Origin of the sequence: Pseudovibrio sp. W74, assembly GCF_001623085.1 — a bacterium.
GTDB lineage: Bacteria > Pseudomonadota > Alphaproteobacteria > Rhizobiales > Stappiaceae > Pseudovibrio.
In genome coordinates, this window is sequence record NZ_LMCJ01000021.1 from 295,147 (window position 1) to 307,407 (window position 12,261).

7 protein-coding genes are annotated in these 12,261 nt (G+C 51.3%); 4 read left to right on the top strand and 3 right to left on the bottom strand.

Annotated features, from left to right (window positions below):
• The first annotated feature begins 255 nt into the window (after positions 1–255).
• Both PsW74_RS15880 and PsW74_RS15885 read left to right on the top strand, forming a co-directional pair.
• Positions 256–3,063 (top strand): autotransporter outer membrane beta-barrel domain-containing protein, encoded by a 2,808-nt coding sequence (locus PsW74_RS15880; RefSeq protein WP_063287776.1) that lies wholly within the window; start codon positions 256–258, stop codon positions 3,061–3,063.
• Positions 3,057–3,590, top strand: a complete 534-nt coding sequence (locus tag PsW74_RS15885; RefSeq protein WP_063287777.1) for an invasion associated locus B family protein — start codon at positions 3,057–3,059, stop codon at positions 3,588–3,590. The genes PsW74_RS15880 and PsW74_RS15885 overlap by 7 nt, the downstream gene beginning before the upstream one ends.
• A gap of 71 nt (positions 3,591–3,661) precedes the next feature.
• Here the strand turns inward: PsW74_RS15885 and PsW74_RS15890 are convergent, their stop codons facing one another.
• A complete protein-coding gene (locus PsW74_RS15890; protein ID WP_063287778.1) occupies positions 3,662–5,341 on the bottom strand; it encodes a methyl-accepting chemotaxis protein in 1,680 nt (559 codons plus the stop codon).
• A gap of 11 nt (positions 5,342–5,352) precedes the next feature.
• Positions 5,353–6,369 carry a cytochrome c peroxidase gene (locus tag PsW74_RS15895; RefSeq protein ID WP_063287779.1) on the bottom strand — a complete coding sequence of 339 codons (1,017 nt, stop codon included), beginning with the start codon at positions 6,367–6,369 and terminating at the stop codon, positions 5,353–5,355.
• 548 nt (positions 6,370–6,917) lie between these two features.
• On the opposite strand from PsW74_RS15895, the gene PsW74_RS15900 reads away from it, so the two are divergent.
• Both PsW74_RS15900 and PsW74_RS15905 read left to right on the top strand, forming a co-directional pair.
• Positions 6,918–9,719 (top strand): autotransporter domain-containing protein, encoded by a 2,802-nt coding sequence (locus tag PsW74_RS15900; RefSeq protein ID WP_208988005.1) that lies wholly within the window; start codon positions 6,918–6,920, stop codon positions 9,717–9,719.
• Between the two features lie 99 nt (positions 9,720–9,818).
• Positions 9,819–10,919, top strand: a complete 1,101-nt coding sequence (locus PsW74_RS15905; RefSeq protein WP_063287780.1) for a TIGR03032 family protein — start codon at positions 9,819–9,821, stop codon at positions 10,917–10,919.
• A 55-nt stretch (positions 10,920–10,974) separates the two neighbouring features.
• Here the strand turns inward: PsW74_RS15905 and PsW74_RS15910 are convergent.
• On the bottom strand, positions 10,975–12,261 hold a 1,287-nt coding region (locus PsW74_RS15910), incomplete at its 5' end, for a dihydroxy-acid dehydratase (RefSeq protein WP_244277867.1).

Here is a 12,261-nt window from a genome sequence, read left to right on the forward strand (position 1 = left end):
AACGAGAAGTGATTGTTAGAACTTTCATTAATGCAACCTGCATCGAATTAATGTGCTGAAATAATTAATCTAATAAATATTTATTTAAATTTATTTTTATCGATAATTCTTCATCGCACATGACGTGTTGAAGATATCTCTAGGATTGAGATACCTGAGGCCGTGCAACGTTGGTTTGAGGTATTGCTATGCAATTTATGAGTGCATAGGTTCTGATTAACGTAAAAATGCCTAGTTTAAAATCAGAGTCTTTCGATGCTTTTCAAGAACTTATTGCTCACGACGACCATACTATTAAGCGCGGTCGCATACGCTGATACGCAAAACTCTGCCTTAGCTGCGGGATCCATGATTTTCGAAGGGAACTACATCAAATTTGGTGTGAGTGAAAATGGCACGCTCGGATATGGGAGCAATGTCAAACCGGGAATCCAATATGATGAAACGGGCACAGGCACCTTTAATGATGCCTACGATTATCTTACGCCAGGCAGTCCCTATTATGGATATGATGTACAGTACAATGAGTTTTCTCGAGTTACGTCCAACAATACTTCTCCGAGCGTGGAACCTGGTACGTTAGCGGACTATAGCGGCATAGAATACAACGGCAGAACAACTGACAATCGTGTTGTCTTCAATTACGCAAATACAGATACTGCCTTAGAGCAGGACATTGCATTCAACGATGATGATAAGCACGTCAGTGTGACTATCTCGATGACTGCAAATATAGATATGGCGGATGTCTATTATGGAGTGTTCACCGACCCAGATGTAGTTCAGCAAGCTGGTGACACTTCAACCACAAACAACTATGTAATCAATGAAGAAGACTATAACTTTGTCTATTCAGAAGCGCTTGCTTCTAAGTCTATTATCGGGCTCGTGACAGGGCATGATAATTCTGGCGCAGGTATTGGCAGGCCGTGGTCTGATTCCGGCTTAGTTTACTACAATGGTGGTAATGCAGGTAAATATTCTAGTAGTGATGATACAATCGGTCTTGGTTTTTATTGGGCAAGCGTATTGGCAGGCGAGACTGTTACTTTCACTTATTCATTGATCTTTGGAACTGATATCGATGATGCGCTGAAAGTCATTGAAGATGACGCTGATATCCTCGGTGATATTGATACAGCTCAGGACAGCTACTCAACAGACGACCTTAACGAAGGCAAAGTAACCTCTACATTCAAGGGGGGGACATTGAAAGTCTCAACGGGCGGAGCATTGAATGTTGACTTCAATGTTGCTGAAGACGGGGGAACCTTCGATACAGACGGAAACGACATTTCTCTAACTGGAAAAGTTAGTGGGACAGGCGCATTGAATAAGAAAGGTTCTGGTAAAATGACATTTACCGGACACCAAAACCAGCTCAATGGTGGTTTCAATGTTCAAGATGGCGAAGTTCATCTTGCCTCGGGCTCTAACTTAGATGTCGGCGACAGCAAGTTGATGGTTGCAGATGGAGCAGTTCTTACAGGTTCTGGATCGGTTAAGGGTGATCTTGACATCAGTGGAACAATCTCTCCTGGTAACTCTCCAGGCACAATGGTTGTGAATGGGAATGTAACACAAAATGGAAGTAGTACGTTCCTTGCTGAAATTGATGGGACTGGCACGGGAGCAGGTGCGGGCAGCTATGATCGATTGGTGTTGACTGGCGCTAACAGTGTATACACAGCAGGCGGAACGCTGGATTTGAAACTGCGTGGTATTACTGGGGCTGCGACGAATACTTATACGCCAAAGATTGGTACTTCATTTAGTATAGTGACTGCGGAAGGCGGCGTTGATGGGGCGTATGCACTGGTGAAACAGCCTACAAACGGGCTTAATGAAAACAGGCGCCTAGATGTCGTTTACAATGAAAACGACGTCACTGTTTACGTTGCTGCAAATAGCTATGCACAACTTGCTCAGGGGACGGGAAAGCTTGATGCTGTGGCCGTTGCTAACGCACTTGATGGACGGCGTGCTCAAAGTGGTTTGAGTACTGGTAATGCTGATCTTGATAGTTTGTACAATGGGCTACTGGGTTTAAATGCTTCTCAGACGAGTGATACACTTCTGCAAGTCTCTGGAAGCATCTACGCATCATCAATTTCAGGTGCACGATTTGCTAATCGATTGGTGCGTGACAGCATCTTGCAGCATACAGCTGTGCTTGAAAATGCGGTACCTTCCCAAGTGGAAGGGGGCCGTCAGTTTGGCTTATGGGCCCGGTCTATGGGGGAATATGCTGAAGTAGATGCTGATCAATATGCAAACGGTTTTACATCCAGATCTGGCGGCTTCCTCTTTGGTCTCGACATGCCGCTGTCGGAAAACGTACTTGCAGGGCTCGGAACCGGGATTTCGTCAAACACAGTTGATGGGAAGTCTGACGGATCGGGCAAAACAGAGTCTTATTACGGATATGGTTATTTAAAGTTCCTTCAAGACTCTACTTACGCGACTGTGTTGACAGGTGTGTCCTGGGATAACTTTGAGGCAGATCGTTCGGTTCGATTATCGAACCAATCATATGATCTAAGCGGGAAGTCATCTGGATATACAGCATATGCAGATATTGAGCTAGGACATGAAGTTGATTTGGCTTCTGACTGGATGTCGAAAACTTCGGCAAACTCCTTCTATCTCTCACCACTCGTTGGGTTGCGTGCAGAGTTTGCGAAACGCAAAAAGTTCCAAGAGAGCGGTGAAGCAGTGGTGACTTTGCAGCAAGAGGCCTTCGAAGGTTTCTCTGGTTCAACGAAGTTCGGAGTAAAAATCGGTGGTGAGTTTGAGCTTGGTGAGACGCTTCTGAATATTAATGCTGGAGCGTTTTGGCTGCATGGCTTCGGAAATGCTCATACTCCAACGGTAAAGAGTTCTCTGGGAAGTCTTTCATGGGATGTTGCTGCTGCAACATCCGGACGCAACGCCTTTGAAGGTTCTCTCGGGATAGACATGTCTTTGTCTGACAATCTGAATGCGCAGATCAATGCAAGCTACATCACGACAGGTGCAGCACAGTCTGGACAACTCCATGCAGGGGTCAGTTACAAATGGTGATGGGTTTGTTTGGAAGTGCCTATAAGTTTGCGAGACGAGTACGGGTTCAAACTTTGGTATTTTTAGCTTGTAGCTTAGTTATGACGCCTGGGTTCGTACAGGATGCAACTGCAGGCGCGTCATTTTGGCAGACAAAATGTGAAGGTGTTTCGCGAGAGGCTTCAGGGCTGCGGTGCGTGGCTGTCCAAACCATATCCTTAAAGAAATCAAAGAAGCTTCTCTTCAAGTTTGAGGTCGTTGCACCGCCAAGCAATCGTAAGCCATACCTATTGATTCAGGGGCCTTTAGGTATTCACTTGAGTGCAGGCTGGCAGTTGTTCTTAGATGAAAAACTTCAGGAAACTTTGCCGATCAATACATGCGATGCGCGTGGCTGCTTCAGCTCTAAGCAGCTCAATGCCGATCTGTTAAGAAGTTGGAGCAAGGGAAGTAAGTTGATGATCAAATTTGCGCCTTCCCCGGGAAAAGAGCAGATAGTCGACATTCCATTGCAAGGGTTTGGGAAAGCTTTAAACGCAATCCGTTAGCAAACTAAAGTTGATGATCAATAAAATACCTCGGAAAGCTGGGTTAAGATTTCAGGGGTATTTTAATTCACTTAAGCTCTCGCTGCCTGCAGAGTGTCTTCTTCTGCGATGCGGGTGAGGAAGGTGTCTACTTCGGCGGAGAGGTCGTTGGTGACCTGTTCCAGCAGGGCTGAGGACTGGTTGGCAGCTCCCGCTTCTGTAGTTGTCTCGTTGATAGCGCCGCTGACGGAGACAACGTTGCTGGCGGCTAGTGCTGTTCCGTCGGAGGCAGCCTGAACAGCCTCGGCAATTTCTGCGGTTGCCATTTGTTGTTGTTCAACGGCGTCAGAGATGGAGGATGTCAGCTCGCTGATTTCTTTCACCGCCGCTGTGATGGAGCCAATGGCTTCTACGGTGCTGCGGGTTGAACTCTGAATGTCGTTGATCTGCGCTGAGATCTCCTCGGTGGCGTGTGCTGTCTGGCTTGCCAGAGTTTTCACCTCTGTTGCCACCACCGCAAAGCCTTTGCCAGCATCCCCTGCCCGCGCAGCTTCAATGGTTGCGTTGAGGGCCAGCAAGTTGGTTTGCTCGGCAATGTCACGAATGAGGTTGAGGACAGTTCCAATCTGCTCAGCGGACTTTGCAAGTGCAATGACTTCGTTGTCCGTGGTCTGGGCGATTTCAGAGGTAGACGTCACTAGCGTATTAGCGCGTGTGGATTGGCTAGAAATCTTCTGGATGGAAACAGAAAGCTCTTCTGCAGCAGCTGCAACGGTCTCTACGTTTTGCGATGCGCTGGCAGAGGCTTCCCCCGCGCTGTTGGCCTGCTGGGTTGCCTGATTGGCAACATCGAACAGGCGCTCAGAAGAGCTGCGCATTTCCATAGACTGGTTGGAGAGCATGGATACATTGCGTTCCAATACCACGCGGAACTGTTCGACAACCTTTTCTTTTTGCTGTTGGCGAGATTGTTCGCGGGAGCGTTCGGCCTTTGCACGTTCTTCCAACTCGCGGCGGGCGATGGCATTTTCGCGGAACACCATGACCGCATCCTGCATCTTGCCGATTTCGTCTTTGCGGGCAGCCAGATTGAGGTCAACATCAACCGCGCCGGAGGCAAGCTCATCCATCTTGGAAGTGAGCGAAACGATTGGTTTGCTGAGGCTGTTAGCCAGCCAGAGAGCAAAACCAAGACCGCCAAGACCTGCGATCAATGCAAAGCTGAGAGAGATGATGTTCAGCCGTCGTGCCTCTGCATTGGCCTGCGCCAAAGCTGACTGGCTGGCGGTAACTGTAGACGATACAATTGCGTTGATGGAAGCCCGAAGTGCCTGATTGTGACGCTCGATCTTCTCTTTGGTCGGGATCATGCGCGACGGAGTAACACCCAGCAAAATAGCGGCGTCTTTACTCCAGTTTTTAAAGCTGGTCTGCGCTGAGACAACGGCCTGCCGCATTTCGTTATTGAGCGCGACCTCTAGCGTCTCCTCAATGTCCATACCCAAAGACGCGTTGATGTCTTTGAACTCGCGGCGAAACTCTTCGGGCTCGATGAAGGTGGTCATGGCCAGAGCTGTATCGACAACTTCTTTGGCGTGTTCGAAGTCGTTGACGATGGTGAAGGAAAGGCGCTGTGCTTCCAGCGCTTTCAGCGTTACACGGCCAAGGTTTTCACGGCCTTCGGCTGCCTGCCAGACGAGGAATGCCATCAGCGCCATAGCGACGATGATGAGGCTCAGGATCGGAATGAAGATTTTACTGCGAATAGTCATGGATCCGGCCCTTAGTTTGGCAGCGTTGGCATTGGTGTTTCAGTCCGCTCGGCGGTGAGCGAAACAAGGAATGCCTTGAGGTCCTGAACTTCCCGTTCAGACAGCTCAAGCGGACGTACATGCTCGGATCGGGATGGACGCTCTATGCCGCCAGCATTGTAATGCGCGATCATGGTTTCCAGATCAGGAATACTGCCGTTATGGGTGAATGGCGCACGGTAGGTCAGGTTGCGCAGGCCCGGAGTTTTGAAAGCAAACTGAGCTTTGGGATTGTCTTCCTCATAAAGCCCGCGGCCAATGTCTTCGGTCGGTGTGCCAATGTCATGAAACTTATTGTTGGTGAAGTTCCAACCAGTATGGCAAGGCGCGCAATTGCCTTTGCCGTTAAACAGCTCAAACCCGCGTTTCGCAGAGGTTGAGATCGCGCCCTCGTCACCCTCAACCCAGCGGTCAAACGGGGACCAACCGGAAACAACCGTGCGCTCATACGTGGCGATTGCGGTCAGCACAGTGTCGCGTGTGATGCCATCCTGCGGGAAGACGAGGCCAAACCATTTGTTGTAACCGGGAATCTCATCCAGAATTTCGACGATGGCTTCAAACTTGCCGTCCATCTCTTCCGGGTTGGTGATCGGTCCGGCGGCCTGCTCTTCCAGCGTCTCGGCACGGCCATCCCAAAACATTGGAGCAACCCACGCGGCGTTGAGGATTGTTGGAGCCTGACGCCCAAGCAAGGTGTTGGCAGACCCAACGGCGGTCGGAACAGGCACCTCGTAGCCAAAAGATGGGTTATGGCAGCTGACGCAGTTGATGTTTTTATTGCCAGACAAGCGCGGATCGAAGAACAGCATCTTGCCGAGGGTCGCCATCTGCGGAGAATACGGCGCGCTCTCTGGAAACGGGATCTCCAGCGGTCTGCGATATTGCTCTTTGAGTGAATTGATGTCTGCAGCACTCAGGGGAAATGAGGTCAGCCCCAATACAATGGCAGCAGACACATGGCCTACAACTCTCCCTAGAAATGACATGATGCTCTCCCCTAAGCAAATATAAGGGAGATCCCCTAGCTGAAGAGGAGTTAACGAATGCCTTATCGATTGTTTTGATTAGGCACCTTCACTGATATGTGATGTGAGTTTAGGTGGCTTTCCACTGTTACGATGAAAACCCACGCATATACAGTAGGTTAAGAAATATGGGCTGCCTACAAATTATGTATTGTACTGCCTCTGTGGGTTTATCGAACCTCCACAAATATGCGCAGCACATAGGCATGACAGTAAGTTCTACAACTTGACTCCGCCATGAATCTCTTTTGCGCCTCGTCAGTTGAGTCCAGTTGAACCAGTGCCCTCACTTTTCAAAGCTTGTGACAAAAGAGTGCCCCGTTAAGGTTTGCCCCTATCTCTTTGTTGATGGAATCGAACGGTCTGCGTTGATGGAAAACCATTCGCAGGCCAGCCCCTTCTGTTAACGCGTATCTACCTGACAAACCTGCACATTGTCAGAAGAGAGAGCAGTACTCGGCGTATCTCGAGAAATTTAAGTGCCTTAGTTTTGTAGCTTGAGGTTTTAAATGAGCGGCGTCGTCACATCTTTCAGACCTGCACGGATGTTGAACACCGGCGGTCTCTATCAATCTCTTCTTCTATCTACGGCCATCATTGTGCTGCCGAGTGTGGCAATCATGCCAGCGCGCGCGCAATCTGTGTCGCCTCAACCCCAGTGCTCTATCAATGGATCGACGGTGACCTGTTCAGGTGACTTATCGGTTGGGGTTGATATCGACGGGGGAGCGGGCGTCTATACCAACTTTATCATTGAAAACGTGACGTCGAATATTGCTCCGTCCTTCGCGTTTCCAGGTATCCTGGTTGTTTCCAATGGCGATATCACCATCAACAGCGATACGGGTGATTTCAGCATCATAACGGATGGCCGGAACGCTATTGAGGTGGAGCCGATTGGTGGGGATGTTTCCATCACGCACTCTGGCGATATTCAGACAACGAGCCAGTATTCCTCTGGTGTTCAGGTGATGAATGTCGATAGTCAGACGTTTAACAGCGGAAATAACCCTAAGAACGAAAGCATGTTTGAGCCTGGGGTCGGAGCTGTATTTGCTGATACTGCGACTATCACTTTTACGGGTGATATCACCACGGACGGGTACTACAGCCGGGGCATTGAATCTATTCTCTCAGAAGAAGTTACGATCACGCATACCGGTGATATCACCACGACAGGCAACTATTATGCGGAAGGGATCTATGCGACCACTGAATCCAGCAGCACTGGTGCCATAACGATAACCCAGACGGGCAACGTGGAGACCTCAGGTGGATCCAGTGGAGCTCTGTTTGCTCGTTCTGATGGAACAGGTGATGTTAACATTACGCACGTGGGAGCATTGATGACGGCTGGAGCCAATGCAGATGGCATCTTTGCCCGCGCTCGTGGTGTGGGAGCTGTCACGATTGATCAGAGTGGGACCATTACTACGGGTGGTAACGCTGCGCATGGTATCATGGTGTACTCCGAGAACACCGCGACTGTAACACACAGCGGAACGATCAATGCTAATGGTACAAACTCGGATGGGATATTGGTTGCCGACGGAAATAATCCGGCGAATAGTTTTCAGGTCAACCTGACAGACAGCACCATCAATGCACAATCGTTTGGCATTAACATTCAGACAGTCGGTGACACGACGTTTACCCTGACTGGTACCAACGCAATCTCAGGCGTTGTTGACGACATTAAAGGCGGGACTGGGGATGACACGATCAACAACTCAGGCACGCTCACGTCAACCAATGGCATCGACTTAGATGCGGGCACCAACGCGTTCAACAACCTGAGTGGAGCAAGGTTTAACTCAGGGGATGAGATCATTCTGGGTGCAGGTAATTTACTCACCAACGCTGGTATTCTCTCTCCAGGGGGAGATGATGTTGTTCAGGAAACAGATATCACAGGTGACTTCCAAAATGATGCCAATGGGACCTATATCGTCACGTTCAATGCGGGAATGACTGCAAGCGATACATTGGATGTTTCCGGTGATGGCACGTTGAATGGCGGTGTAGTGCGAACCAGCGGAGCAACGTTTGCCCCTGTTGGTACCTTTACCATTGTTGATGCGGCTGGCGGTATCACTGGAACGTTTGACAGTGTGGAAGATACCTTGTTCATTGACTGGACGTTGAACTACGGCGGAACCACGGTCACACTCAGCGCGGCAGAACTTGCCAGCAACTTCTGCGGTTTGGCAGATACGGAAAACCAACGCTCGGCAGCGTGTGTTGGCTTGGACAGCTTGCCACTTTCTGCGCCCTTGCCTCAAGCGGTGCTTGCTCTTTCCAATGGAGCTGAAGCGCGGGCGGCTTATGATGATCTTTCCGGTGAAATCTATGCCTCCATTCAGGGAGCATTGGTTGAGAACAATTATCGCCGGATGGCCTTGATCAACAACCGTATCCGCAATGCAGACGCCTCACTTGGTTCCGTGACAGCGGCGCTTGCTCCGGAAGATCCCACAGAGCCGGAAGAAGATCGCCGAAACGACTTCTGGGGCATTGGTTACGGGGCATGGTCCAACACGTTTGGAACCAGTGATACCGCGTCATTGGATAACAGTTTGGGCGGTTTGCTCTTTGGGTATGACCGGGAATTTGCCGAGGAAACGCTCGCGGGTGTTCTGGGTGGTTATGGCCGCACAAATGTAAAACAGGATGCGCGCTCCTCCAGCGGCTCCGCAACAACATGGACCATCGGCATCTATGGAGAGACTGTGGCCAAAGATATCGGCTTTGTTCTGGCGGGTATTTACAACTGGCACTTCCTTGAAGGGTCGCGAACGGTGGACTTCTCGACCATCAACGAGCGTGAGCACAGCAGCTATAAAGGCCGTGGTTGGCAGTTTTATGCTGAAGCCAACTATGAGTTTCCTGTTATGGAGGCGTTCGCGTTTGAGCCTTTCCTTGGTGTTTCCTATATCGACGTACACACAGACGGCTTTGCGGAGAATGGCGGAACAGCGGCCTTGACGAAACAAGGCGGCAGTTTTGATAGCACCTTCACCAATCTGGGTGTGCGGGGTGCTTATAACGTCTATGACTTGTTCAACGTCAATGCAGCCCTCAGCTGGCGCCACGCCTATGGAGATGTTGATCCTTCGGCCTTGCTGGCCTTTGCGGGCAGCACTGCCTTTGGAGTGGATGGGGCACCAATCTCGCAGGATGCATTTGAGCTGGAAGTTGGCCTTGATGCCCGCGCTGCTGACAACCTTTTTGTAAATGCAGAATACAATGGCCAGTTTGGTGACAACGCGACCATTCATGTCATCGAGTTAGATTTTACGATCAAATTCTAAGCCTCGTAGATATCGAGCCCTCATAACTCGCTGAGGCCCCTCCTGCGGGATGGGCCTATAGTCCCAGATTGTTGCAAGCGTAATCTAAAAGGGGATGAGATGGCTGGTTCAACACACAACCCTGCGCAAAATGCAGAACCAGTGGCGCGGTTGGAGCCCAACGATATCTCGTGCTCTCGTGGCATGGCGATCTGGCTCAGCACCAATCAGGTCTCGCTTGCCATTTCCTCCTATCAAACAGGGCAGTTATTTCTGGTGGGTGTCAAACCCAGTGGTGGTATTCATTTTCATGCCATCGGCACGGGCCGCGCCATGGGCCTTTGGGCAGAACCGCAACGGTTGATCCTCGGTACAGCCAATCAGGTGATCCGGTTTGAGAATATTCTGGAACAAGACCAGCGTGTGGGAGACGCGGATAAGTATTATGTGCCTCGTGTAGCACACACGACGGGGGATCTGGACATTCATGACATCGTGACCCTGGACGATGGCAGTATCGTCTTTGCAAACACCATGTACTCCTGTCTCTCAACCTTACATCCCATCCACTCGTTTGCCCCTTGGTGGACCCCTGATTTCATCTCCAAACACGCTGCTGAGGATCGATGCCATCTGAATGGCATTGCGCTTAGGAATGGTAAGCCAGCCTATGTGACCATGGTCAGCCGGGCTGATGTGATCAACGGGTGGCGGGATCGCCGGGAGGAAGGCGGCTGCCTGATTGACATCGCCAGCAATGAGGTCATTACCGAAAAACTCTCCATGCCGCATTCACCGCGTTGGCATAAGGGTGAGCTGTGGGTGGTTAACTCAGGCACGGGCTATCTTGGCACTATTGACCTTGCCAGTGGCACGTTTCAGCCGCGCTGTTTTCTGCCGGGGTTCGCACGCGGACTGGCGTTTCACAACAACCACGCCATCGTTGGCCTCTCCCTGCCGCGTGACGGTTCATTCAAAGGCCTGCCGTTGGATGAGGAGTTGAGGAAACGCGATGCAGACCCATGGTGCGGAGTGCAGGTCATCAACCTTGCCACAGGGGATGTGGTGGAGTGGATCCGGTTCAGAGGTGTGGTGAAAGAGATGCTGGACGTGTGCACTTTGCCGGGAGTTCGCCTGCCGTCTGGTGGGTCTCCAACCTCCTCAGAAATGAGTAATCTGCGCACAATCGCCAGCATTTCAAAGCAAGCTGAAATTGCGTAACTTAGCGCTGAGGAGTGAGCAGAGAAACCCTGCCCACTTGCGTTTATAAATACTCTCAGACCTTCTGCAGAAAGTCGAAATCGCATCCCTTGGTCGCTGGCAAAACCGTGTTGTGGTAAAGCTGCTTATAGCCGCGGGCTGGTTCCGGGTTTGGTGAGGTGAAGGCCGCGCGGCGACGTTCCAATTCTTCCTCTGAAACCAACAGGCTGATGCTTTTGGCCTTGGCAGAGAGGCGAATGCGATCGCCGTTTTGCACCAGTGCCAGCGGCCCGCCCAGATCAGCTTCCGGCGTTACATGCAGCACGATGGTGCCGAAGGCTGTGCCGCTCATGCGGGCATCCGAAATACGCACCATATCCTTCACGCCAGCACGGGCCAGCTTCTTCGGGATTGGCAAATAGCCTGCTTCTGGCATGCCAGATGGGCTGCGCGGGCCTGCGTTTTGCAGTATCATGACGTCATCGGCGTTGATGTCCAGATCAGGGTCATCGATGCGATTGGCGAGGTCTTCCAGAGACGTAAACACAACCGCCCTGCCCTCATGCTCCAGCAGTTCAGGCGTTGCGGCAGCGCGTTTCAGGATTGCGCCTTCTGGTGCCAGTGAGCCACTCAGTGCGATCAGGCCTCCTTGCGGGTCAACCGGATTGTCAGCAGTGCGGATCACGTTGTGGTCAAATGGATCAGCCTTTGGTGTATCCAGACGATCCCCTAGGCTTACGCCTTCAATGTTGATCGGGCTGCGATGCACTTTGTCTTTGATCGCGTCCAGAACACCATCCAGACCGCCAGCGGAATGGAAATCTTCCATATACCCCTGACCAACCGGCTTCAGGTCCACCACCACGGGTGTCTCATCAGAAAGCTGGTTCATGCGGTCCAGTGAAATGTCGATGCCAAGACGTCCGGCAATTGCCGTCAGATGGATGATCGCGTTGGTCGAGCCGGAAACGGCGAGTAATACGCGCAGAGCGTTCTCGACCGCTTCACGGGTCATGATTTTGTCTGGTGTCAGAGCGTTCTCAGAAAGTGCCATTTTGGCGGCGACAACACCAGTCTCCTCTGAATTACGCAGACGATCAGCATGCACTGCCGGGATGCCAGCTGAGCCCGGAAGGATCATGCCAAGAGTTTCAGCAATCACGGCCATGGAGCTGGCGGTGCCCATCACAGCGCAGGTGCCGGCGGTGGTCGCCAATCGGCCTTCGATCTGATTGATCTCGGGCTCATCCACCGTGCCTGCGCGGTATTGCGCCCAAAAACGGCGGCAGTCGGTGCAAGCGCCGAGGCGCTCGCCTTTGTGGCGCCCTGTCATCATCGGGCCAGCCACAACCATGGTGGCTGG

Bases quoted from the DNA above. Each gene is read 5' to 3' on its own strand.
- PsW74_RS15900 (WP_208988005.1), top strand. From the start codon at position 6,918: ATGAGCGGCGTCGTCACATCTTTCAGACCTGCACGGATGTTGAACACC.
- PsW74_RS15905 (WP_063287780.1), top strand. From the start codon at position 9,819: ATGGCTGGTTCAACACACAACCCTGCGCAAAATGCAGAACCAGTGGCG.
- PsW74_RS15895 (WP_063287779.1), bottom strand. From the start codon at position 6,369: ATGTCATTTCTAGGGAGAGTTGTAGGCCATGTGTCTGCTGCCATTGTA.
- PsW74_RS15885 (WP_063287777.1), top strand. From the start codon at position 3,057: ATGGTGATGGGTTTGTTTGGAAGTGCCTATAAGTTTGCGAGACGAGTA.
- PsW74_RS15880 (WP_063287776.1), top strand. From the start codon at position 256: ATGCTTTTCAAGAACTTATTGCTCACGACGACCATACTATTAAGCGCG.
- PsW74_RS15890 (WP_063287778.1), bottom strand. From the start codon at position 5,341: ATGACTATTCGCAGTAAAATCTTCATTCCGATCCTGAGCCTCATCATC.